General features: G+C 70.1%; 23 protein-coding genes and 1 riboswitch. Of the genes, 14 read left to right on the top strand and 9 right to left on the bottom strand.

The window, feature by feature from the left end:
- Positions 1-65 precede the first annotated feature (65 nt).
- The 9 genes from ACX80N_RS03715 to ACX80N_RS03675 all read left to right on the top strand — a co-directional run bounded on the left by ACX80N_RS03715 (position 66) and on the right by ACX80N_RS03675 (position 7,543).
- The gene (locus tag ACX80N_RS03715) at positions 66-1,154 is read left to right on the top strand and encodes an ABC transporter permease (RefSeq protein WP_459338318.1); all 1,089 of its coding nucleotides are present in this window, start codon (positions 66-68) and stop codon (positions 1,152-1,154) included.
- A 60-nt stretch (positions 1,155-1,214) separates the two neighbouring features.
- Complete coding sequence (gene rhaS / locus ACX80N_RS03710) at positions 1,215-2,285, top strand: rhamnose ABC transporter substrate-binding protein (protein WP_459338317.1); 1,071 nt, start codon at positions 1,215-1,217, stop codon at positions 2,283-2,285.
- An 81-nt stretch (positions 2,286-2,366) separates the two neighbouring features.
- Positions 2,367-3,836, top strand: coding sequence for an arabinose isomerase (locus tag ACX80N_RS03705; RefSeq protein ID WP_459338316.1), 1,470 nt, complete (start codon positions 2,367-2,369; stop codon positions 3,834-3,836).
- 31 nt (positions 3,837-3,867) lie between these two features.
- On the top strand, positions 3,868-4,194 hold the full coding sequence (locus ACX80N_RS03700; RefSeq protein ID WP_459338315.1) for an L-rhamnose mutarotase: 327 nt from the start codon (positions 3,868-3,870) through the stop codon (positions 4,192-4,194).
- Between the two features lie 612 nt (positions 4,195-4,806).
- Complete coding sequence (locus ACX80N_RS03695; RefSeq protein ID WP_105031884.1) at positions 4,807-5,136, top strand: PadR family transcriptional regulator; 330 nt, start codon at positions 4,807-4,809, stop codon at positions 5,134-5,136.
- Positions 5,133-5,498, top strand: coding sequence for a DUF1048 domain-containing protein (locus ACX80N_RS03690; protein ID WP_459338314.1), 366 nt, complete (start codon positions 5,133-5,135; stop codon positions 5,496-5,498). The genes ACX80N_RS03695 and ACX80N_RS03690 overlap by 4 nt, the downstream gene beginning before the upstream one ends.
- Positions 5,495-6,289: an ABC transporter ATP-binding protein gene (locus ACX80N_RS03685; RefSeq protein WP_459338313.1), complete on the top strand. Its 795-nt coding sequence runs from the start codon at positions 5,495-5,497 to the stop codon at positions 6,287-6,289. The genes ACX80N_RS03690 and ACX80N_RS03685 overlap by 4 nt, the downstream gene beginning before the upstream one ends.
- Positions 6,289-7,050 carry an ABC transporter permease gene (locus ACX80N_RS03680; RefSeq protein ID WP_459338312.1) on the top strand — a complete coding sequence of 254 codons (762 nt, stop codon included), beginning with the start codon at positions 6,289-6,291 and terminating at the stop codon, positions 7,048-7,050. Before ACX80N_RS03685 ends, ACX80N_RS03680 begins: the two co-directional genes overlap by 1 nt.
- Before the next feature lie 118 nt (positions 7,051-7,168).
- Positions 7,169-7,543, top strand: coding sequence for a helix-turn-helix domain-containing protein (locus ACX80N_RS03675; RefSeq protein WP_459338311.1), 375 nt, complete (start codon positions 7,169-7,171; stop codon positions 7,541-7,543).
- A gap of 24 nt (positions 7,544-7,567) precedes the next feature.
- Here the strand turns inward: ACX80N_RS03675 and ACX80N_RS03670 are convergent, their stop codons facing one another.
- Positions 7,568-8,179 (bottom strand): ClpP family protease, encoded by a 612-nt coding sequence (locus tag ACX80N_RS03670; RefSeq protein ID WP_459338310.1) that lies wholly within the window; start codon positions 8,177-8,179, stop codon positions 7,568-7,570.
- Positions 8,176-8,790, bottom strand: a complete 615-nt coding sequence (locus tag ACX80N_RS03665) for a ClpP family protease (protein WP_459338309.1) — start codon at positions 8,788-8,790, stop codon at positions 8,176-8,178. Before ACX80N_RS03665 ends, ACX80N_RS03670 begins: the two co-directional genes overlap by 4 nt.
- A 179-nt stretch (positions 8,791-8,969) precedes the next feature.
- Here ACX80N_RS03665 and ACX80N_RS03660 point away from each other — a divergent pair, with 179 nt between their 5' ends.
- Positions 8,970-10,448 (top strand): aromatic amino acid ammonia-lyase, encoded by a 1,479-nt coding sequence (locus ACX80N_RS03660; RefSeq protein WP_459338308.1) that lies wholly within the window; start codon positions 8,970-8,972, stop codon positions 10,446-10,448.
- Here ACX80N_RS03660 and ACX80N_RS03655 read toward each other — a convergent pair.
- The 6 genes from ACX80N_RS03655 to ACX80N_RS03630 are packed head-to-tail and all read right to left on the bottom strand — an operon-like array spanning position 10,442 to position 16,894.
- Positions 10,442-11,245 (bottom strand): HpcH/HpaI aldolase family protein, encoded by an 804-nt coding sequence (locus tag ACX80N_RS03655; protein ID WP_459338307.1) that lies wholly within the window; start codon positions 11,243-11,245, stop codon positions 10,442-10,444. The genes ACX80N_RS03660 and ACX80N_RS03655 overlap by 7 nt on opposite strands.
- Positions 11,230-12,015, bottom strand: a complete 786-nt coding sequence (gene hpaH, locus ACX80N_RS03650) for a 2-oxo-hept-4-ene-1,7-dioate hydratase (protein ID WP_459338306.1) — start codon at positions 12,013-12,015, stop codon at positions 11,230-11,232. The genes ACX80N_RS03655 and hpaH overlap by 16 nt, the downstream gene beginning before the upstream one ends.
- A gap of 29 nt (positions 12,016-12,044) precedes the next feature.
- On the bottom strand, positions 12,045-13,127 hold the full coding sequence (hpaD, locus tag ACX80N_RS03645) for a 3,4-dihydroxyphenylacetate 2,3-dioxygenase (RefSeq protein ID WP_459338305.1): 1,083 nt from the start codon (positions 13,125-13,127) through the stop codon (positions 12,045-12,047).
- Positions 13,128-13,160: 33 nt separating this feature from the next.
- Positions 13,161-14,699, bottom strand: coding sequence for a 5-carboxymethyl-2-hydroxymuconate semialdehyde dehydrogenase (gene hpaE / locus ACX80N_RS03640; RefSeq protein ID WP_459338304.1), 1,539 nt, complete (start codon positions 14,697-14,699; stop codon positions 13,161-13,163).
- A 49-nt stretch (positions 14,700-14,748) separates the two neighbouring features.
- Entirely contained in the window at positions 14,749-15,435 is a 687-nt protein-coding gene (locus tag ACX80N_RS03635) for a GntR family transcriptional regulator (protein ID WP_105031873.1), read from the bottom strand.
- A complete protein-coding gene (locus ACX80N_RS03630; RefSeq protein WP_459338303.1) occupies positions 15,428-16,894 on the bottom strand; it encodes a fumarylacetoacetate hydrolase family protein in 1,467 nt (488 codons plus the stop codon). The genes ACX80N_RS03635 and ACX80N_RS03630 overlap by 8 nt, the downstream gene beginning before the upstream one ends.
- 428 nt (positions 16,895-17,322) lie before the next feature.
- Here ACX80N_RS03630 and ACX80N_RS03625 point away from each other — a divergent pair, with 428 nt between their 5' ends.
- Positions 17,323-17,526, top strand: a complete 204-nt coding sequence (locus ACX80N_RS03625) for a hypothetical protein (RefSeq protein ID WP_459338302.1) — start codon at positions 17,323-17,325, stop codon at positions 17,524-17,526.
- A 205-nt stretch (positions 17,527-17,731) separates the two neighbouring features.
- Here the strand turns inward: ACX80N_RS03625 and ACX80N_RS03620 are convergent, their stop codons facing one another.
- On the bottom strand, positions 17,732-18,997 hold the full coding sequence (locus tag ACX80N_RS03620; protein WP_459338301.1) for a glycoside hydrolase family 26 protein: 1,266 nt from the start codon (positions 18,995-18,997) through the stop codon (positions 17,732-17,734).
- A gap of 18 nt (positions 18,998-19,015) precedes the next feature.
- A riboswitch (cyclic di-GMP riboswitch) is annotated at positions 19,016-19,090 on the bottom strand.
- 237 nt (positions 19,091-19,327) lie between these two features.
- Here ACX80N_RS03620 and ACX80N_RS03615 point away from each other — a divergent pair.
- From ACX80N_RS03615 to ACX80N_RS03605, 3 genes are read left to right on the top strand one after another with little or no spacing between them, the layout of a single operon-like run.
- Entirely contained in the window at positions 19,328-21,256 is a 1,929-nt protein-coding gene (locus ACX80N_RS03615; protein ID WP_459338300.1) for an FAD-binding monooxygenase, read from the top strand.
- A 1-nt stretch (position 21,257) separates the two neighbouring features.
- Complete coding sequence (locus ACX80N_RS03610; protein WP_459338299.1) at positions 21,258-21,971, top strand: IclR family transcriptional regulator; 714 nt, start codon at positions 21,258-21,260, stop codon at positions 21,969-21,971.
- A gap of 49 nt (positions 21,972-22,020) precedes the next feature.
- Positions 22,021-23,352 (top strand): AMP-binding protein, encoded by a 1,332-nt coding sequence (locus tag ACX80N_RS03605; protein ID WP_459338298.1) that lies wholly within the window; start codon positions 22,021-22,023, stop codon positions 23,350-23,352.
- The last annotated feature ends 86 nt before the right edge of the window (positions 23,353-23,438 follow it).

Raw genomic sequence — 23,438 nt, 5'->3', positions numbered from 1 at the left:
CGCGTTCCCGGACCGCCGTCGATCCCGAGCAGGGCCCGACGGAGAAACCAGTGAGAGGCAAGCGCATGGCCGCCCCAGGTACGAGGACCTCCGAGGAGAAGAGCACGCGCCGGCCCGCCGCGGGGAAGGCGGACACCACCAAGGTGCTCGCCGTCCCCAAGGGCCGCACGGGCGCCGCGCGGGTCCTGCTCGGACGCGACGCGATCATGATCTACGTGCTCGTCGTCGTCGTGCTCTACGCGAGCATCGCCATCCCGCGCTTCGCCTCGCCCGTCACCGTCGGCTTCCTGCTCCTGGACGTGATCCCCACGCTGCTCATCGCCCTGCCGATGACGCTCGTGATCATCTCCGGCGAGATCGACCTCTCGGTGGCGAGCATCGCCGGGCTCACCAGCGCCCTCATGGGCGTCCTCTGGCAGGGCGGCATGCCGATCGCGCTCGTCCTGGTGATCTGCGTCCTCGCTGGCCTCATGGCCGGCGCGTTCAACGGGGTGCTCATCGCCTATCTCGGTCTGCCGTCCCTCGCCGTCACGATCGGCACGCTCGCCCTGTTCCGCGGCCTCGCCCTCGTGGTGATCGGCGACAACGCGGTGGCGAACTTCCCGCCCGGGCTCACGTCGTTCTTCACCTCGAAGATCGGCGGCACGGGGATCCCCACGGTGATGATCGGCGTGGTGGTGCTGATCATCGCGTTCGCCGTCGTCCTGCACTTCACGCCGTTCGGCCGAGGGCTCTTCGCCCTCGGATACAGCAGGGAGGCCGCGACCTTCGTGGGCATCGACGTGGCCCGCTCCAAGTTCGTGCTCTACCTGGCCACCGGGACCGTCTCGGCGCTCGCCGGCATCTACTGGACGCTCCGCTACTCGAGCGCCCGCAGCGACAACGCGAGCGGACTCGAGCTGGCGGTCATCGCCGCCGTGCTGCTGGGCGGCGTCTCGATCTTCGGCGGCAAGGGGTCCATCCCGGGCGTGCTCGCCGGTGTGCTGCTGATCGGCACCATCAACTACGCGCTCAAACTGGACCGCGTCTCCGAGGTGGTCCTCATCATCGTGACGGGGTCCCTTCTCATCCTCTCCGTGGTGGCGCCGAACATCGCCGCCGCCGTCCAGCGGGCACGCCATGCCAGGCAGGTCCGCGCAGCACCACTTCCCTAGGCCGTCCCCCTGGGGTTGCACCCGGCGTCTGGTTCCCAGCGCCCTTCGAAAGGAAAAACGATGAGGTCTATTCATTCCGGATCCACCCGGCGCCGGGCGGCGTTCGCGGCTCTCGCGACGAGCGCCGCGCTGGTCCTCAGTGCCTGCGGTGGCGGTGCGGCCACCGAGGGTGGCGGCGGCACGGAAGGCGGCGGCGCAGGAGCGGACGGCGAGCAGACGATCACGTTCATCCCCAAACAGCTCAACAACCCCTACACCGACGTGGTGCTGGGCGGCGGCGAGGACGGCGCGACGGAGGCCGGGTTCGTCTCCTCCGAGGTGGTCGGCCCGCTGGATGCCAGCGCCTCCAGCCAGGTGTCCTTCATCAACGCCGAGACGCAGCGCGGCACCAACGTGATCGTGATCGCCGCCAACGATCCCGACGCCGTCGGGCCCGCCCTCGAGGAAGCCCGCACCGCGGGTGCCAAGATCGTCGCGTTCGACTCCGACACCAACCCCGATTACCGCGACCTCTTCGTCAGCCAGGTCAACGCCAAGGACGTGGCCCTGATTCAGCTCGAGCTCATCTCGGAGCAGATCGGCGGCGAGGGCGAGATCGCGATCCTCTCGGCCACCGCCAACGCCACCAACCAGAACGAATGGATCAAGTTCATGGAGGAGGAGCTCGCCGCCAACCCCGACTACGCGAACATCGAGCTCGTGGCGAAGGTGTACGGCGACGACGACGACACCAAGTCCTTCCAGGAGGCCCAGGGCCTGCTGCAGGCCTACCCGGACCTCAAGGGCATCATCTCGCCGACGACGGTGGGCATCGCCGCGACGGCGCGGTACCTCTCCACGTCGGAGTACAAGGGCAAGGTGGCGCTGACCGGGCTCGGACTGCCGAACGAGATGCGGCCGTTCGTCAAGGACGGCACGGTCTCCGAGTTCGCCCTCTGGGACCCGGCACAGCTCGGCTACGTGGCGGCCTTCGCGGGCAAGGCGCTGGCCGACGGCTCGATCACCGGCGAGGTCGGCGACTCCTTCGAGGCCGGTGAGCTCGGCGAGCGCGAGGTCGGCGAGGGCGGGATCGTGCTGGTGGGCCCGCCCACCGTGTTCAACGCGGAGAACATCGACGACTACGACTTCTAGTCGCACGGGCGGGGCGCTCCTTCCGGGCGCCCCGCCCTCGTCCGTCCCCCTGCCCCCGTCCCGCCCGTCCCAGGAGCACCCATGACCAGCGACTCCCCGGTCTCGTCCTCCGCCCCGCTCGCGCTGTCCGGACTGCTCGAGCCGATCCGCCGCCGTCCTACCCGGCTCGGGCTCGTCTCGGGCGGGCTCGGCGCGTACTGGCCGCAGTTCCCCGATCTCCTGCCGCAGCTGCAGGAATCGGCCCGCTACGTCACCGATCGGTTCACCGCGCTCGACGCCGACGTGACCGACGTCGGCTTCGTCTCCGACGCCCGCGAGGCGGCGGTGGCCGCCGAGCAGCTGAGGCGCGCGGACTGCGACCTGATCGTCATCTTCCTCACCACCTACCTGACGTCGTCGATGGTGCTGCCGATCGCGCAGCGCTCCCAGACCCCGGTCCTCGTGATCGACCTGCAGCCCACCGAGGCCATGGACCATGCCAATTTCGACACCGGCAAGTGGCTCGCGTACTGCGGCCAGTGCCCGGTGCCCGAGGTCGCGAACGTCTTCAGGCGCGCCGGCATCCCGTTCCGGTCGGTGTCCGGGTACCTCACGCAGGAGTCCGCGTGGGAGCGCATCGACCAGTGGGTCCACGCGGCAGCGGTGCGCGGCAGGCTGCGGCACGCCCGCCACGGGCTCATGGGGCACGTGTACCCGGGCATGCTCGACGTCTCCACCGACTCCACCACCGTCTCGACGACGTTCGGCTCGCACGTGGAGGTGGTCGAGTTCGACGACCTGCGCGAGTTCGTCGGTGAGGTGACGGACGGGCAGGTCCGCGAGCGCATGGCGTTGGCCCGCAGCCTCTTCACCGTGGACGGGTCGGTGGACGACGACGACTTCGCGTGGGGCGCGAAGGTCTCGGTGGGGCTCGACCGGCTCGTCACGGAGTTCGACCTCGACTCCCTCGCCTACTACCACCGCGGCCTCGCGGGGGAGCAGCACGAACGCCTCGGGGCGGGAATGATCCTCGGTGCCTCGATCCTCACCGCGCGTGGCGTCCCCATGGCGGGCGAGTACGAACTGCGGACCTCCATCGCCATGCTGGCGGCGCAGGCCATGGGTGCCGGCGGCTCCTTCACGGAGATCCAGGCGCTCAACTTCTTCGACAACGTGGTGGAGATGGGCCACGACGGACCGGCCCATCTCGCGGTCAGCGCCGCCGACCCCCTGCTGCGCGGGCTCGGGGTCTACCACGGCAAGCGCGGCTGGGGCGTCTCGGTGGAGTTCGACGTGCGCCACGGGCCCGTCACCACGTTCGGGATCGGCCAGGACCCGGACGGCTCCTACGTCTTCGTGACCTCCGAGGGCACCGTGGTGCCCGGCCCGCTGCTCACGATCGGCAACACGACCTCCCGCGTGGACTTCGGCGGGGACCCCGGACTGTGGGTGGACGAGTGGAGCCGGACGGGCATCGGCCACCACTGGGCGCTGTGCGTGGGCCACCGCGCAGGCGACGTCCGGGCGGCGGCGTCCCTCCTCGGCGTCGAGCACCGCCACGTGACTCTCTGACTTTTTCTCGACCGACGTAGAACGGAGATCCATGGAACGCGTGTGCTTCCAGTTGCAGGTCCGCCCCGAGCGGATCCCCGAGTACCGCGAACGCCACGCGGCCATCTGGCCGGACATGGCACGGGCCCTGAAGGACACCGGGTGGAACAACTACTCGCTGTTCCTGCGCCCGGACGGGCTGCTGATCGGGTACGTGGAGTGCGAGGACTTCGCCGCCTCCCAGGCCGCCATGGCGGGTACCGAGGTCAACGCGCGGTGGCAGGCGGAGATGTCCCCGTTCTTCGTGGCGCTGGAGGGCCGGCCGGACGAGGGCTTCGTGCGGCTCGAGGAGGTCTTCCACCTCGAGGACCAGCTGTAGGGCTCCCCTTCACCTGATCGGCGTCGCGCCCCCGGGGCCATCCACCGCGGCGGTGCGGCCGCTTCAGGGGTTCAGCGCAGGGGCGGCGGGGAAACGGGCGTCGTCACCGGTCCCTGCCGATCCCGACACGTAGTCTTCGCAGTGATGGGGCGAGGCCGGAGGCTTCGATGCGTGCGGGCAGCCGGCGGCAAGGCGTGGGTGAGCCTGCGTCCGGATGGCATCCAGCACCTGCAGTGGGTGGAGGGATCCGTGATCTCCGGCCGCGACGCGGCCCATGGCCTCACGACGAGGTCCTCGCCGGAGGGGCCCGGACGGCGGTGCGCCCGACTGGCTGCTTCACCTCCGAGGACGAGGCAGTCGCCTGGATCGCACGGCGCATAGCGGCGCTCACGGCATCACCGCGGCACGAGTCATGCTGAGAAGCCGCCACTGTCCGTCGCCCGGTCCACCCTGCCTTCTGTCTCCGCATGCGTGCAGCGGACTCATGCCGTTGAAGTGGCGTCCGGCATCCCGCGGCGCGGTGACGTCGACAGTACCTCCTATTGCTAAGTACCGGTACCTAGTGTTACGTTGTAGCGGTACCAAGCGACGCTGAGTAGTTGGAGGGGCACCATGAGCAAGCAGGCGACGGAGATGCTCAAGGGCACCCTCGAAGGGATCGTCCTGGCCATCCTGGCCGGCCGGTCGGCATACGGGTACGAGATCACCACGTGGCTCCGGGATCAGGGGTTCACGGACATCGCGGAGGGGACCATCTACGCGCTCCTCATCCGCATCGAACAGCGGGGACTCGTGGACGTGGAGAAGGTCCCGTCCGAGAAGGGCCCGCCGCGGAAGGTGTACTCGCTCAACGCACAGGGGCAGGAATACCTCAATGAGTTCTGGAGGACCTGGAGCTTCCTCTCGGACCGGCTCGAACAGCTCCGCGACGAAGGGGCATGACCATGTGGATAGAGAAGATCGTAGGGGACCTCGGCGACAAGAAGCGCTACAGGGAGTACAGGGAACGCGTCCGGCAGCTGCCCGAGGGCTACCGTGAGGCAGCGCTCGCACTCGAGCGCTATCTCCTGAACCTCGGCCCGAGCGGTAACGGGGAGAGCCTCATCGCGATGCTCACCGATCTCGCGGACCTGCTCGAGCAGAGCGTCGCGGCGGGAACACCGATCCGGGACGTCGTCGGCGCGGACCCGGCGGAGTTCGCCGATTCGTTCATGGAGAACTACGACGGCGGGAGCTGGATCCGCAAGGAACGGAACCGCCTCGCCAGGGCCATCGACGAGGCGGAGCGGGGAGGCGCGCGATGAGCACACCGGCCACGGCCATCGAGGTGCGGGGCCTCGAGAAGTCGTACAGGGAGGTCCACGTGTTGCGCGGGGTCGATTTCGCCGTCGCACGCGGCAGTATCTTCGCGCTGCTCGGCTCCAACGGCGCCGGCAAGACCACCGTGGTGAAGATCCTGTCCACGCTGCTCTCCGCGGACGCCGGGAGCGCCGGCGTCAACGGCTTCGACGTCGCCGCGCAGGCGGCCGAGGTCCGGGAGTCGATCAGCCTCACCGGACAGTTCGCGGCCGTCGACGAAGTGCTCAGCGGACGCGAGAACCTCGTGCTCGTCGCGAAGCTGCGGCACCTGAAGGACCCGGGCACGATCGCCGACGACCTGCTGCAGCGCTTCGCGCTGACCGAGGCGGGTACCCGCAAGGCGGCGACCTACTCGGGCGGCATGCGCCGCCGCCTGGACATCGCTATGAGCCTGATCGGCCGCCCGCCGGTCATCTTCCTCGACGAGCCGACCACGGGCCTCGACCCCGAGGCGAGGCTCGAGGTGTGGCGGGCGGTCCGTGAGCTGGCCGGGCAGGGCACCACGGTGCTGCTGACCACCCAGTACCTCGACGAGGCCGAGCACCTCGCCGACCGCATCGCGGTCCTGCACGAGGGCCGGATCATCGCCGATGGCACACTCGCCGACCTCAGGCAGCTCCTTCCACCCGCCCGCATCGAGTACGTCGAGAAGCAGCCCACCCTCGAGGACGTGTTCCTCGCGATCACCGGCACCGCAGGCACCGCGGCGGACCAGCGGACCCGGAAGGACTCCTGATGAGCACGCACTTCGTCGGTGACACCGCCGCCCTGACCGGCAGGTCCCTGCGCCACATCACCCGCAGCATGGACACGATCGTGACGACGGCGATCATGCCCGTGGCGATCATGCTCCTGTTCGTCTACGTGCTGGGAGGGGCGATCGACACCGGGTCCACCTCCTACGTGAACTACCTGCTGCCCGGTGTCCTGCTCATCACGATCGCCTCCGGCGTCGCGTACACCGCCTACCGGCTGTTCCTCGACCTGCAGAGCGGCATCTTCGAGCGCTTCCAGTCCATGCCCATCGCCCGCTCCAGCATGCTGTGGGCGCACGTCCTCACCTCGCTCGCCGCGAATCTCGTGTCGCTGGCGATCGTCATCGGCGTCGCGCTCCTCATGGGCTTCCGCTCGTCGGCCGGTCTCGGCGCCTGGCTCGGGGTCGCGGGCATACTGGTGCTCTTCACCCTGGCCCTGACCTGGATGGCGGTGATAGCGGGCCTGTCCGCCAAGACCGTCGACGGCGCGAGCGCGTTCTCCTACCCGCTGATCTTCCTCCCGTTCGTCAGTTCGGCCTTCGCCCCCACGGACTCCATGCCCGGACCGGTGCGCTGGTTCGCGGAGAACCAGCCGGTCACCTCGATCGTCGACACCATCCGGAACCTGCTCGCACAGCAGCCGGTGAGCAGCGACATCTGGACCGCCCTGGCATGGACCCTCGGCCTCCTGGTCCTGGCCTACGCCGCGGCGACCATCACCTACCGGCGCAGGACCGCCTGAACCCGGGCTGTCGTCGGGGCCCTCATCGGCCCCGGAACCGGGGTCGAGCCCCGGGGACCGCTCTGCTCTGAGCAGAGCGGTCCCCCATCCGGCGTCGACGGGACTACAGTTCGACTGCATGGGCGAGATCCTGTACTTCCCGACACCTGCAACCACCGCACGACGGCGGGACACCCCGCCGCGGGAGCAGCACAGGCCGGCCGGGCCTCCGGAAACCGTCGGACGGGGACGCGAACCGCTCCTGCGCGAGGCGTACGGCGACGTGCTGCGGGAGCTCCGCCAGAACCGCGGTGAGCGGCTGACGGATGTGGCAACCCGCGCGGCCATCTCGCCGCAGTACCTCTCGGAGATCGAACGCGGACGCAAGGACGCCTCCTCGGAGATCCTCGCGGCCGTCGCCCGGTCGCTCGGCGTCACGGTACGGACGCTCAGCTCGCATGCCACGACGCGGATGGCGCAGGGCGGCTCGCCCCGGGTGAACCTCGCCGCCTGACCCTGCCCGAACCGTGAGCCGCCCCTACGCCGGCAGCTCCGTCTTCCGGTACTCGACCACGTGGTCGACCACCCCGTAGAGCACCGCCTGTCCGGCGTCGAGGACGAGGTTCCGGTCCGTGTCCCGCCGGATGTCCTCCACGGTCCTGCCCGTGTGGCGGGCCAGGAGCTCGTCGAGCAGGGCCTTGATCCGCTCCACCTCGTCGGCCTCGAGGATCAGGTCCGGGATGGTGCCCCGTCCCGTCTCGATGGTCGGCTGGTGCAGCACCACACGCCCCCGCGGCAGGATCGAGCGGGCACCGTGCTCACCACCGGCGAGCAGCACCGCCGCGGTGAAGGTCGCCTGCCCGATGCACGTGGTGCGGACCGGCGGAGTGACGTACTGCATCGCGTCGTACACGGCCAGCATCGCGCTGATGGACCCGCCCGGTGAGTTGATGTACAGGTCGATCGGCAGCGACGCGCTCACGGACTCCAGGTGGAGCAGCTGCGCGATGAGCGCGTTGGCCACACCGTCGTCCAGTGGCGTACCGAGGTAGATGATCCGCTCGGACAGCAGGCTGCTGTAGACGTCGAGGGTCTGCTGCGACCCGTTGCCGTGCCGCACCGTGACGTAGGGAATGGTGTAGGCGCTCATCGCACGGCCCCCAGACTGACGGCCGGGCGGCGGCCGGGCCGGATGTCGTCGAGATGGTCGATGATCCGGTCCACGAACCCGTAGTCGCGGGCCTGCGCCGCCGTGAACCACCGGTCGCGCTGCGAGTCGGCGGTGATCCGGGCCACCGGCTGTCCGGTGTCCGCGGCGATGAGCCCGAGCACGGTGTCCCGCGTGTGGCGGAGGTCCTCGGCCTGGATGGCGATGTCCATCGCGGTCCCGCCGATCCCTCCGGATCCCTGATGGAGCAGGACACGCGCGTGCGGCAGGGCGAACCGCTTGCTGTGCGTGCCGGCGCTCAGGAGGAACTGCCCGGCGCTCAGCGCGAGGCCCAGCACCACGGTGGAGACGTCGTTCGGGATGAGGCGCATGACGTCGCGGATGGCGAGCATCGCGGGCACCGAACCGCCGGGGGAGTTGATCCACAGGCTGATGTCGCGCTGCGGGTCCTCGGCGGAGAGCAGCATCAGCTGCGTGCACAGCCGGTTGCCACCCTCCTGGTCCAGCTCGGTGCCGAGCAGCAGGATCCGGTGGCCCATGAGTTGCTGGGTCAGGGTGTCGTCGAGGGATGTGGGTCTGCGTTCATCAGTCATGACCCCACCCTCGTCCCGGTGTCCTGCCCGGACAATGGCGCGCTGCCGAGGGCGGATCTGCTGCCGGCTGCTGACGACCCGAGGGGAACCGGGGGCCTCCCGCTCGGCTGTCGGGCAGGAGTACAGTGTCGCCACCACGTTCAGAGGAATCACCAGCGGACCAGAGCCCGGGAGGCGATGTGGACCACGTCATCGTCGACGCTCATCCCCTGTCCATCGACGAGGTCCTGTCCGTCGTGGCCGGCGCGGAGGTGAGGATCGGCGACGCCGCACGGGCGCGGATCGCCGCCGGCCGCGCACTGATCGACGAGGCGCTGGCATCGGGGACGTCCATCTACGGCCTCACCACGAACGTCGGTCATGGCAAGGACCAGCAGATCCGCCACGAGGAACGCGAACGGCAGCAGCACATGCTGGTGGCCACGCATGGAGGCGCGTTCGGTCCGCCGCTCGCACCGGAGATCGTCCGCGCGGCGATGATCGTGCGCGTCAACGGCATGGCGCGGGGCGGCTCCGGGGCCGGTCTCGCGGCAGCCGAGACCCTGGTGTCCATGCTCAACGCAGGAGTCCATCCGGTCCTGCCCTCGACGGGGTCCGTCGGGGCCGCGGACGTCGGCCATATGGCAGGCATCGCGCAGGTGGCCGTGGGGACCGGCACGGGGGAGTACGACGGCGAGACCCTCCCGGGCGGGGAGGCGCTCCACCGTGCGGGGATCCCCCCGCTCCGGCTCGACGGGAAGGACGGCCTCGCGCTGATCTCCTCCAACGGGGTCTCCATCGGGCATGGTGCCCTCGTGACCGCCCAGGTCGCGCGGATCGCCGATGCCGCCGACGAGGCCGCAGCCCTGTCCCTCGAGGCGACGGGCGGCAATCCGTCCATCGTGCTGCCGGCCGTCGGCCGTGCCAAACCCTACCGCGGGCAGATCGCTGCTGCGGCGCACATCCTGGACCTCCTGCAGGGCGGCGCGCTGATGGACGCCACGGGACCACGGTCCGTCCAGGACCCGCTCTCGTTCCGGGTGGTCCCGCAGGTCCACGGCGCTCTGCGGGAATTCCTCGGCACCACCCAGCGGGCCGTGGACGTGGAGCTGAACTCCGCGAGCGACAACCCCCTGGCCGACGTCGACACCGGTACCGTGATCAGCAACGGCAATTTCCACCCGATGGTCATGGCGGTGTCCTTCGACGCCCTGCGCGTGGCCCTCGTCCATGCAGGGCAGCTCAGCGAACGGCGTATGAGCCACCTGTGGGACGCGGTCATGGACGTCCTGGACCACGGCGCTCCACCGCTGCCGATGGGCCCGGCGTCCCTGCCGGGCATCCAGCTCCGGTACGCGGCGTCGGCCTCCTTCACGGCCCTCAGGCAGTCGGCCGCTCCCGCGACGCTGGACTCGACCGTCCTGGACCGGGGCATCGAGGATCACGCCACGGGCGCGGTCCTGACGGTCAGGAGGACCGAGGAAGCCGTCGGACTCCTCGCGGACCTCCTCGCGGTCGAGGTGCTGCTGGCGGTCGACCTGCTCGACCTGTCGATTCCCATCCGCCTCGGCGTCGGGGCCACCCGGGCGGCGGAACTGGCCCACGGCTCGGCCGTGGGAGCTGCATCAGCGGCGGAGGTCCACCGCAGGCTGAGGGAGAGCTTCCCGGCGCATCAGTAACTCCCCGGTGCGCCGTCGTCGGAGGCCGGGATGAACGCGGCGGCCAGGGCCTCGGAGCCGCGGGCGAGGAGGGCGACGTCGGCGCCGACCAGGATGAAGGACGCCCCGCCGTCGAGGTAGTGGCGCGCCGTCGTGGGGTTGAAGGCGTTGACGCCGGACGGTTTCCCGGACCGGGCGGCCGCGACGAGGCAGTGCTCGACGGCGGCGCGGACCTGCGGGTGTTCCTGCTGGCCGAGCAGTCCCATGGACGCGGCGAGGTCGGAGGGGCCGACGAAGATCGCGTCGACGCCGTCGACCGCGAGGATGCCCTCCACCGCCTCGACGGCTGCCGTCGACTCGATCTGCACGGTGACACTGATCGTCGCGGACGCACCCATCAGGTACTCGGGGACACGGTTCCAGCGGGCGGCGCGCGCCAGGGCGGAACCGACGCCGCGGACACCTCCGGGCGGGTAGCGGGTGGCAGCGACGGCGGCCTCGGCGTCCGCGACGGAGTTGACCATCGGGATCAGGAGGTTCTGGACGCCCAGGTCCAGGTACTGCTTGATGAGCACGGTGTCATTGACGGGCGGCCGGACGAGCGTGTGCACCGGGTAGCCGTGGACGGCCTGCAGTTGGGCGAGGATCGACTCGAGGCCGTTGGGGCTGTGCTCCGCGTCGACGAGCAACCAGTCCAGTCCGGACCCGGCGCAGATCTCGGCGACGAGCGGGCTGCCCGAGCACACCCACATGCCGGCGAGCGGCCGGTCGGCGGCGGCCAGTGCGCCGGCGAAGGTGGGGCCTAGGCGAAGCGGCATGTCACAGCTCCCAGGGGTCCGTAGTCGGCGTGCACGGTATCGCCCTTCTCCACCCAGAGCGGGCGCGTGAAGGACCCGGCGAGGATGATCTCGCCCGCCGTCAGCCCGTCACCGTGGGCGGCGATCTTGTTGGCCAGCCAGTGCACACCGGCGGCCGGGTGATCCAGGACCCCCGCGGCCACCCCGGTCTCCTCCACCACCTGGTTCTTGTAGAGGATCGCGGAGACCCAGCGGAGGTCGACGGCGTCGGGCCGTACAGGCCTGCCGCCGACCACCATGGCGCCCATGGCGGCGTTGTCGGAGATGGTGTCCACGATGGTGCGGCCCTCCATCTCGATGCGCGAGTCGAGGATCTCCAGGGCCGGCACCACGTAGTCGGTGGCGTTGAGGACGTCGAAGATCGAGCAGCCGGGCCCGGCGAGGTCGTTCTTCAGCACGAACGCGAGCTCCACCTCGACCCGCGGCTTCGTGTAGGCGTCCCACGCCACGGAGCAGCCGGTCTCGAGGACCATGTCGTCGAAGATCGCCCCGTAGTCCGGCTCGGTGATGCCCGTGGCCGCCTGCATCGCCCTGCTGGTCAGCCCGATCTTCCGGCCCACGAGCGTGCGGCCGGCGTCCTCGTTGCGCTGCCGCCAGAGCCGCTGCACGGCGTAGGAGTCCTCCACCGTCATGTCGGGGTAGCGGGCGGTCAGCAGCGGCACCGGCGTGCGTGTACGGGCGGCGTCGAGCAGTTCGTCGGCGATGGCACTGATGGCCTGGGTGTCGAGCATCGGCGTCCTTTCCGTCGGTGGGGGCCTGGTCAGAGTTGGGAGCCGAGCTTGAAGCCCTCGGCAGGGGTGCCGCCGTCATCCCTGCGCGTGTAGGAGAAACCGTCCGCGCCGACCGTGACCGCCATCTCGCTCCTGTCCTCGCGTTGGACGACGGGCTGCGGATTGCCGTCGAGATCGAGCACGAGGGACGCCTCCGAGTACCAGGACGGGACGACGGCGTTGCCCCACCAGTCGCGGCGCTGGTTGTCGTGGACGTCCCAGGTGATGGTGGGGTTGTCCGGGTCGCCCGTGTAGTAGTCCTGGCAGTAGATCTCGATGCGGTGACCGTCGGGGTCCAGGATGTACAGGTAGAACGCGTTGGAGACGCCGTGCCGGCCGGGTCCGCGCTCGATGCGGTCGGAGATGCGCAGGGCGCCCATCTTGTCGCAGATCTGGATGATGTTGTGCTTCTCGTGGGTGGCGAACGCGACGTGGTGCATGCGGGGACCGTTGCCGCCGGTCAGGGCGGTGTCGTGCACGGTCTGCTTGCGGTGCATCCACACGGCATAGGTGACGCCGTCGGAGTCCTGGATGTCCTCGGAGACGCGGAAACCGAGGTCCTCCAGGTAGGCACGTCCCCGCGGCACATCGGGGGTGACCTGGTTGAAGTGGTCCAGGCGTACCAGCTCGCCGGCCGAGTAGAGGTCGTAGCGCTGGGTGAGGCGCTCCACGTGCTCGACGTCGTAGAAGAACTCGTACGGGAAGCCCAGCGGGTCCTCGACGCGGACCGAGTCGCCCACGCCCCTGGTGAAGCCGTCCCGGCGCCGCTCCGTGCGGCAGCCGAGCTCGCGGTAGTACGCCTCGGCGGCGTCGACCTCCGCGGGTGACTTCACGCGGTACGCGAAGGCGGCGACGGCGGCGACCGGTCCTTTTCGCAGCACGAGGTTGTGGTGGATGAACTCCTCGAGCGAGCGGAGGTAGATGGTGTTCTCGTCTTCCTCGGTGACGTGCAGGCCGAGGACGTCGACGTAGAACTCACGGGACGTCGCGAGGTCGGTGACCACGATCTCCATGTACGCGCAGCGCACGATGTCCGGGGCGGGAACCGAGGGCGTGGGGATGGGGTTGGCCATGGGGAATCTCTCTTCGTCGAGCGGAAGGGTGGGTCAGCCTTCGTTGGCTGCGGAGTCGTCGATGCTGCCGAATTTCGGCGTGTGGACGGTGCCGAGGGTGATGTGCACGGCCTGCTGGTCGGTGTAGAAGTCGATGGAACGGTAGCCGCCCTCGTGGCCGAGCCCGGAGGCCTTGACACCGCCGAAGGGCGTGCGGAGGTCGCGGACGTTGTGGCTGTTGAGCCACACCATCCCGGCCTCGACGCTCTGGGCGAAGGTGTGGGCGCGGGTCAGGTCCTTCGTCCACACGTAGGCCGCGAGTCCGTAGCGGGTGTTGTTGGCCAGCTCCAGGGCCTCTTCGTCGGTGTCGAAGGGGGTGATGGCGACGACGGGGCCGAAGATCTCCTCCTGGAAGATCCGCGCATCGGGGGAGACGTCCGCGAACACCGTGGGGGCGATGTAGTTGCCGTGCGGGAGGTGCTCCGGGCGTCCGCCGCCGGCGAGCAGGCGGCCCTCGGTCTTGCCGATCTCGACATAGGAGGCGACCTTCTCGAAGTGCTCGGGGTGCACCAGAGCACCGACCTCTGTCTTGGGGTCGTGCGGGTCGCCGACCACGATGGTCCTCGCCCGCGCGGCGTACTTCTCGCAGAACTCCTCGTACACGGGACGCTCCACGAGGATGCGGGATCCGGCGGTGCAGCGCTCCCCATTGAGGGAGAACACCCCGAACAGGGCCGAATCGATCGCGGCATCGATGTCGGCGTCCGCGAACACGACGCAGGGCGACTTCCCTCCGAGCTCCATCGAGAGTCCCTTGAGGTTGGCCGCGGCGTTCCGGAAGATCGTCTGACCCGTGGTGGTCTCGCCCGTGAAGGAGATCAGGGGCACGTCGGGGTGCTTCACGAGGGCGTCCCCGGCTTCCTCCCCGAGTCCGTTGACGAGGTTGAACACGCCGTCGGGCAGCCCGGCGTCCTTGAAGATCTGCGCCCAGAGCGACGCGGAGAGGGGGGTGAACTCGGCGGGCTTGAGGACCACCGTGTTACCCGTGGCCAGGGCGGGGGCAAGTTTCCAGGACTCCAGCATGAAGGGCGTGTTCCACGGGGTGATGAGCCCGGCGACGCCGATGGGCTTGCGGTTCACGTAGTTGATCTGCGAACCGGGGACCTTCATCGCGTCGTCGAACTGCGCCACGATCAGGTCCGCGAAGAAGCGGAAGTTCTCGGCCGCCCGCAACGCCTGGCCCTTCGCCTGGGTGATGGGCAGGCCGGTGTCGAACGTCTCCAGCTCGGCGAGCCGTGCCTCCTGGGCCTCCACGGCATCGGCGATCCGGTTCAGCACCCGGGCGCGCTCACGGGGCTTCATCCGCGGCCACGGGCCGTTCGTGAACGCCTCGCGGGCGGCGGCGACGGCGAGGTCGATGTCCTCCTGCTGCCCGGCGGCCGCCGTGGCGTAGGGGGTGTTGGACACGGGGTCGAGGACGTCGAACGTGGCCCCGTTCACGGAGTCCACGAAACGGCCGCCGATGTAGTGCTGGATGGAGGAGGGCAGCCCCTCGGGGATGTACTGCTCGGTCGCGGTGCCGGTGGTGGTCATCGGTGGGTCCTCACGGTGGTTCTGGACGGTGGTCTGGGCGTGCGTGCGGTCAAGGGCGGGTGTCCTGGGCGTGCGCCAGGTAGGCGTCGAGGGTGGCGCTGCGATGGGCGCGGGCCGAGCGCTCGATGGCGTCGGCGTCGGCGCCCGCCTCGATGAGCACGAGCAGGGCGTCGTGCTCCTCGACCGATGCGCGGGCACGGCCCGGGACGAAGCGGAAGGTCGAGGACCGCAGGGACGCCAGCCGGTTCCAGCCGCGGTGCACGAGGTCGAGGATGTGCGGGTTCGGGCAGTGCTCGAAGAGGATGGCGTGGAAGTCCTGGTTCAGCCGCGTGAACCGCACCGGGTCGAAGTGCTCCAGGCAGGTGCGCATCTCCTCATTGACGGCACGGGCACGGACGATGTCCTCCGGCCCGATGAGCGGGGCGGACAGGGCCGTCGCGGCACCTTCGACGAGGCTCAGGGTCTGCATCGTGTAGAGGTACTCGGTGGGATCGATGCCCGCGACGGTGGCTCCCACGTTGCGCTGGAAGGTCACCAGGCCCTCCGCCTCGAGGCGGCGGATGGCCTCCCGGACGGGCACGACGCTCACGCCGAGGTCCTGCGCGATCGCCGCAAGGACGAGGCGGTGCCCGGGCGGGTAGGTGCCGTCCACGATCCGCGCCGTCACGGCGGTGTAGGCCCGCTGCGACTTGCTGCCTTCCGCGGTGTCCTGCGGGGTCCCGGCCACCTCAGTCACCGGACCGGCCCGCCTGCCATGTCTCGTACCGTGCCCGCCAGGCGGCGTTCAGCGGATACAGGCCGTCCACGCCGTGCCCCTCGGCGACCATGAGGGCGATGAACGTCTCCTCGCGTTCCTGCGCGACCGAATCCTCCGCGAGCTCGACGGCGAGGGCGGGCGGGATCACGAGGATGCCGTCGGCGTCGGCCACGATGATGTCGCCGGGCTGGACGGTGGTTCCGCCGCAGGCGATGGTCACGTCGGTGTCCCACGGGATGTGGCGGCGGCCGAGCACGGCAGGGTGCGGGTTGGCGTAGAAGGTGGGCATGTCCATCGCGGCCACCGTCGCGAAGTCCCGGACGCCACCGTCGGTGATGATCGCCGCGGCTCCGCGCACTTGGGCGCGCAGCGCGAGGATGTCCCCGACGGTGCCGGTGCCCTTCTCTCCGCGGGCCTCCATCACGAGGATCTCGCCCTCGTTCACCGTGTCGATCGCCCTCTTCTGGGCGTTGTAGCCTGCACCGTGCTGCTTGAAGAGGTCCTCGCGGTTGGGGACGTAGCGCAGGGTGCGGGCGAGGCCGACGACGCGCTGCCCTGGCCGGGTGGAGGTCAGGCCGTCGATGCTGACGTTGTTCAGGCCGCGCTTGCGCAGCTGGGAGGAGAGCGTGGCGGTGGAGACGCTCTCGAGCGTCGCCTTCAGCTCGGGTGTCAGCACCACCTGCGGCCCGGCCACGGGCAGCCCTGCGGCCTCGCGCGACCCGTAGGCCTCCTCGCGCTGGACGTCGTCGGCCCGGGGCCGGGCCCCGAAGTCGCCCAGCGGCGTCGCGCCCTCGCTCACGCGGGTACTGAGCCGCCCGGTGGAGAGAGCGCCCGCGCCGACCTCGACCTCGAGGACGTCACCCGGGACCGCGACGGAGGCCCCGGCGGGTGTGCCGGTGAGGATGATGTCGCCGGGTTCGAGGGTCAGCAGCTGCGACAGGTCCGCGACGAGCCGGGAGAACGGGAAGAGGAGGTCGGCCGTCGTGTCGTCCTGCACGAGGGTGCCGTTGAGCCAGGTGCGGATCCTGAGGTCCCCGGGGTCGACGGCATCGGCGGGCAGGAGGCCGGGACCGACGGGTGTGAAGCCGTCGCCGCCCTTCGAGCGCAGGTTCGAGCCCTTGTCGGCGTAGCGCAGGTCGTAGACGCCGAGATCGTTGCTCGCGGTGACCCATCCGACATGGCGCCAGGCATCGGCGGGGGAGACCCGGCGGGCGGACGTGCCGATGACGAGCGCGATCTCGCCCTCGAACCCGAGCAGCTCGCAGCCGGCCGGTCGCTCGACGGCGGACCCGGACAGGGCGAGCGACGATGACGGCTTCAGGAAGTAGGACGGTTGCTCGGGCGTGCGGCCGCGCTGGGCGGCCCGGCTGGGGTAGTTGATGTGGACCGCGATGACCTTGCGGGCAGCGGCCAGAAGCCGATCGTCAACCAGTTCCACCCGCGACTCCTCATCGAGTACCAAATCGTATACGAAGGGTAGGCAGGCGGTCGAGGGCGCGTCAAGGGGCGGATGCTTTTCGCACGGCGTCGTCGTCGTTCCCTGCTCGAGCCCGGTCAGGACCGGACAGGCGGTCGACCTGTCGCAGACCACACCGACACTGCCGGGATCGGGCGACACCCGCCCGGCGACGGGTGGCACCAGGAAGCCGCCAGTAGATCGAGGGGGTGGTCTCACGTCTCAGGCGGATGCTTCCTGCGCTCCTCCTCTCCCTGTCGGCTTGCAATCTGAATGCCGCCGCGTCTCCCTGTGAGCCTCCCGACGGGAGCAGGCCTGCCCCGGCTGACGGGACGCTGATGGGTGTGAACCCGGAGTGGGGTCGGGAGACTCTCGCCCAGTGTGCGGAGGAGCTGGGCCGGCACCCTGCAGTGGCTGTCACCTTCGCGGACTTCCCCTTCGCCGGCGGTGCGCACGAAGCGCTGCCCGGCGCGGCGGGGTTCTCCGACCTAGACGTCACCGGTGACGGAGTCCTGACGTCCGATGACGATCCCTACGCGCCCTATCATCCGGGGGGCGACGCCGTCGACTGGGTGGGCATGTCCCTCTACCACTGGGGCAGCACCTACCCCTGAACATCAAACGCGTCTGGTGGGACCAGGTCTTCCACCCCGAGGACTGGACGGCGGTGGAGGATGCGGCCATACGGTCCGAATTCACCGCGGCGCTCCCCGACTGGTATCGCTTCGCCGGGGAGCCTCCGACCTGCGGTGGGCCTCTGGCGTAGACCCGCGCCCGCCTCCAGCACACGGAGGCGGGCGCGGGCCGGTGCGGAAGGGACTAGCGCCGGTTGGCCAGAGCCGTCCTGAAAGCGTCGGCCGAGGCGTCGCTGCTGTTGATACGCCAGTCGGCTTCCTTGTCGATGTGGAACCAGATCACGGCCATGACGTCGGGTTGCGCCGAGAGGTAGTCGAAGAGGCGGGTATTCCATGCCGCCTTCGATCCGCCGACCTCCGAGGACGCGGTCTCGGCGATCATGACCGGCTTGCCGGGTGCGAGGAACCTCACCTGCGACAATCCTTCCCCGAACAGGGCCTGCGGTTCCTGCCAGGCACTCCACGTCTGCGAGGTACCCCAGTTGTAGCCGTCGAGTGCCGCGACGTCGACGTAGTCGCCGCCCGGGTACAGCTCCGGAAGGGGCGTGGAACCCCAGTAGGGGACGTTCGGGTTCCACACCCAGCGGATGTTGGAAGCGCCGGTCGAGGCGACGACGTCGTGGACGTGACGGTACGCGGCGATGTAGTCGCCGGCACCGTTGCCGTTGACTCCTTCGGCCCACGGGTACCAGTCCCCGTTCATCTCGTGTCCGAAGCGCAGGTACACCGGCTGGCCCCACTGCCCCAGGGCGGACCCCCACTGGCGGAGGTAGGCGTCGAAGTCGCCGGCCGCGATGCGGTCGAGGGAGTAGGCAGGCTGGTCGGTGCCACCTCCCCAGGACCATGGCTCCCAGGTCAGCAGGGTCTGTGCGCCCCGGGCCCGGGCGGCATCCAGTTCGGCGAGGGGCGGGGCCTGGTTGAAATCCTTGTACGACAGCACCAGGGAGGGTGCCTCTCCGGCGAGGGCTGCTACCTCATCGATCTCCGCTCCCGCTGCCGGTCCACCGTTGGTGCCGATACCGAACCTGATGTCCTTCCCCCGCATCTCCGGCTCCTGCGTCGGTGCGGGGGCGGTGACCGTGAACACGGACGACGCCGATGCAGAACCGGCGGTCGCGGTGATCGTGACGACGGAGGGCCCGGGTGCGATGACGACCGAGGACAGGAAGGAGCCCTTTCCGTTGGTGCTGATCGCCGTGGCTGTTGCTCCGTCCGTGATCGAGCCCTTGGTGTTCTTCGGGAATCCCGCTCCGGTGACGGTCACGGATGTTCCCGTCGGTCCCGTCGTACTGCTGAGGCTGATGGACGCGGCAGCCTGCGCGGCGGGAGGACCGCCTGCCGAGAAGAGGATGACACCGCAGATCAGCAGGAGAACGCGCAGGACGGAGTGCCGGTCCGCCGTGGCTGGGACTGCTGACGATGATCGGGAGACGGGCAGGGGGGAGACCATGATTGACGCCTTCACGGGTTCGGTAGCCCGGCTGACCCGGAGGGTCCCGTGGCTTTGCGTCCCCGGTTCGCACCGGGTTTGCCTTTGCTTCCGGGCGGTCGCCCGGAACGCCCCGATCATCAGGAGTGGAGTCGGGGTCCTCCCATCATCCCCCACGGCCGTCGACGGGGCCGGGCAGTGGCGCGAAGGATAACGGCAGGTTCTGTGCAGGACCCGCACCCTTGAGTCCCGGGTCCTCCCCGGCTAGCATCGGCGTCACGATAGTAGAACGCTGTGTTCGATTATCGAACACAGCGGTAGCGGCACGACCACGACGAAGTGAGGAAGCCCGTGCAATTCCACCACCACGGTTACGTCTCGGGTGACCCCCGGGTCCGGCCTGCAGCCGGGGTCGGTCTCGACCGCCCCCAGGAGCTGCCCGACGAGGTCGACGTCCTGATCATCGGCACCGGCCCCGCCGGCATGATCACCGCCGCACAGCTCTCGCAGTTCCCCGGCATCACCACGCGGATCGTGGAACGGCGCCCGGGCAGGCTCGCCATCGGCCAGGCCGACGGCATCCAGGCCCGCAGCGTCGAGACCTTCCAGGCGTTCGGCTTCGCCCAGCGCATCACCGACGAGGCCTACCGGATCGTCGAGATGGCCTTCTGGAAGCCGGATCCGGCGGACCCCTCCCGCATCATCCGCACGGCCCGCCCGGAGGACGACGAGACCGGCATCAGCGAGTTCCCCCACCTGATCGTCAACCAGGCGCGCGTCCTCGACTACTTCGCCGAATTCATGCGGAACGCGCCCACGCGCATGGAGCCCGACTACGGCTTCGAGTTCGCCGGGCTGGAGGTCGACGACGCCCGGGAGTACCCGGTCACGGTCACCCTGGTGCACACCGCGGGGGAACGCGAGGGCGAGGAGCGCACAGTCCGGGCCAGGTACGTGGTGGGGGCCGACGGCGCCCGCAGCATGGTCCGCCAGGCCATCGGCTGCAGCCTCGCCGGGGACCAGGCCAACCACGCGTGGGGCGTCATGGACGCCGTCGCCGTGACCGACTTCCCCGACATCCGCCGCAAGTGCGCCATCCAGTCGGGCTCCGGCGGCAGCATCCTCCTCATCCCGCGCGAGGGCGGGCACCTGTTCCGCATGTACGTGGACCTCGGCGAGGTGGACCCGGCGACCAAGGGTGCCATCCGCAGCACCATGATCGAGCAGATCATCGCGAGGGCCAACACCATCCTCAGCCCCTACACCCTCGACGTGCGCAACGTCGCCTGGCACAGCGTGTACGAGGTGGGCCACCGCCTGACCGACAGGTTCGACGACGTCCTGCCGGAGGAGGCGGGCACCCGCACGCCGCGGGTCTTCATCACCGGCGACGCCTGCCACACGCACAGCGCGAAGGCCGGCCAGGGCATGAACGTCTCCATGCAGGACGGCTTCAACCTCGGCTGGAAACTCGGGCACGTGCTCGAGGGGCGCAGCCCCGAGGCCCTGCTCGCCACGTACTCCGCCGAGCGTCAGGTGGTCGCGAAGGACCTCATCGAGTTCGACAAGGAGTGGTCCGCGCTCATGGCCCGCAAGCCCGAGGACTTCGCCGACCCGTCCGAGCTCGAGGACTTCTACGTCAGCACCGCCGAGTTCCCGGCGGGCTTCCGCACCCAGTACGCGCCCTCCCTCCTCGTCGCGGAGCCCGCGCACCAGGACCTCGCCACGGGCTTCCCGATCGGCAAGCGCTTCAAGTCGGCGCCGGTGGTGCGGGTGTGCGACGGCGTCCCGATGCACCTCGGGCACCACGCGACGGCGGACGGACGCTGGCGCATCTACGTCTTCGCCGACCCCGCCGAGCCGGGTGGGGTGTCGAAGGTGGCTGATCTCGCCGCATGGGTGGGGAGTTCCCCGGACTCGCCGCTCGCCGCGACACCGGAGGGCGCGGACCGCGACGCCTGGTTCGACGTGAAGGTGGTCTACCAGCAGGACCACACACGGGTGGACATCGGGCGGGTCCCTCCGGAGTTCAAGCCCGCCACCGGGCCTTTCGGACTCACCGACTACGAGAAGGTGTACGCCGCGGACCCCTCCGCGGACATCTTCGACCTGCGCGGCATCGACCGCGCCGGCGCCGTCGTCGTCGTCCGCCCCGACCAGTACGTGGCGCACGTGCTGCCCGTCGACGACACCGCGGGCCTCGCCGCCTTCTTCGCCCCGCTCCTCGACGTGCGGGCCGGTGCGGCGTTGGACGGGCACGCGGGCCGGGCGTTCGCCTGACATGCGCACGGCGGACAGTCCGGCGGCGGCCCCGGCCTCCCAGACCCTGTCGCGCGGACTCCGTACCCTGGAGATCCTCGCGGAGGAGCCGGACGGGCGGACGACGGCGGAGATCGCCGACGAGCTGGGTGTCCACCGGTCCATCGCCTATCGCATCCTGCGCACCCTCGAGGAGCATTCCCTCGTGGTGCGGGACGCGGGCGGGAGGTTCCAGGCCGGACCCGGCCTGGCGATCCTCGCCCGGGGAGTGGCGCCCAGGCTGCAGACCGCGGCCCTGCCGGAACTCACGGCGGTGGCGGCCGAGCTGCAGATGACAGCCTTCATCGCCGTCCGGGACAGGCGTCACTGCGTCACGCTCGTGGCCGTGGAGCCGCCCCACGGCGAGGGGGCACTGGTGCAGCGGCCCGGCTCACGCCACAGGTTCGACGCCGGTGCGCCCGGGATCGCCATCCAGTCCGCGCTGACCGAGGCGCGATGGGAGCACCTCGCGCCGGGGGAGCCCTACCGGGAGGAGTCGAGGATCGCCGCGGCCACCGGATACGCGGTGAGCCGCGACGAGGTGATCCCCGGCGTCAGCTCCGTCGCCGCCCCCATCCTGGTCCGCGGCCAGCTCCCCGCCGCGCTCGCCGTCGTCTATCTCCGCAGCGACCGGCCGGTCGAGGAGATCGGCGCCCGCCTGGCCGAGGCGGCCCGCGCCGTCGGGTCCGTCCTCTGATGGCCACACACCGACACGAACCCCCGCCCCACTCTGCGAAGGAGCAGCCATGACCACCCTTCCCCTCCGGGCTTCGGCCGCGGATCCCGCCACGCTCGACGTGGAGGAGACGTGGTCGCGCGACCACCTCGAGGCGGTGCAGCTGGAGCGTCTCCGGGCCACGCTGACGCACGCCTACGCGAACGTGCCCCTCTACCGGCGGAAGTTCGGCGACGCCGGCGTGCACCCGGACGATCTCCGGGAGCTGACGGACCTGGCGAAGTTCCCCTTCACCACCAAGGAGGACCTGCGCAGCACCTACCCGTTCGGGATGTTCGCGGTGCCGCAGGCGCAGGTGGCGCGCGTCCATGCGTCGTCGGGCACCACGGGCCAGCCGACCGTCGTCGGGTACACCGCCGGCGACCTCGACCGGTGGGCGTCGCTCGTGGCGCGCTCGCTGCGCGCCTCGGGCGTGAAGGCCGGCTGGAAGGTCCACAACGCCTACGGGTACGGGCTGTTCACGGGCGGCCTGGGGGCGCATGCCGGCGCCGAGCGCCTCGGGTGCACCGTCATCCCGATCTCCGGCGGCCAGACCGAGCGGCAGGTCCAGCTGATCCGCGACTTCGAGCCCGACGCCATCCTCGCCACCCCCACGTACCTGCTGACCATCCTCGACGCCATGACCGCGGCGGGGATCGACCCGTCGTCGACCACGCTGAAGGCCGGGGTGCTGGGCGCCGAGCCGTGGACCGAGGGCATGCGGCAGGAACTCGAGGGGCGCATGGGCTTCGACGCGTGCGACATCTACGGACTGTCCGAGGTCATGGGCCCGGGTGTCGCGGGGGAGTGCGTGGAGTCCAAGGACGGCTCCCATGTCTGGGAGGACCACTTCCGGCCCGAGATCATCGATCCGTTCACGGAGAAGGTGCAGGGCGACGGCACCGCGGGCGAGCTCGTCTTCACGTCCCTGACGAAGGAGGCGCTGCCCATCATCAGGTACCGCACGCACGACCTCACGCGCCTGCTGCCCGGCACCGCACGTCCCGGCATGCGCCGGATGGAGCGCATCACCGGCCGCAGCGACGACATGGTGATCGTGCGCGGCGTGAACCTCTTCCCCACGCAGGTGGAGGAACTGGCGCTGCGCATCCCGGCCCTGAGCCCGCATTTCCAGCTCGAACTCACGCGTCCCGAGGGGCAGCGGATGGACCAGCTGACCATCCGGGTGGAACCGCGCGAGGGCGTCAGCGCGGTCGACGCCCTCGCGGCCGCCGAGGAGCTCCGCCACCAGATCAAGACGCACATCGGCTCCACATGCGCCGTCACGCTCGTCGAGCAGGGTTCACTCGTGCGCTCCAGCGGCAAGCTCAAGCGGATCTACGACCTGCGGCCCCGCGGCTGACAGGTACTCACCCCGCTCGCCGACGACGCCAGGCGTGCCGCGCGGGCCGCCGGCGGTGCGCTGTCAGCCGTCCGTGCCGGGCGGCG

This window comes from Arthrobacter sp. MDT2-16 (genome assembly GCF_054510925.1).
The sequence above is the reverse complement of the archived record's forward strand: the minus strand, read 5'-3'. Positions and strand labels throughout refer to the sequence as shown.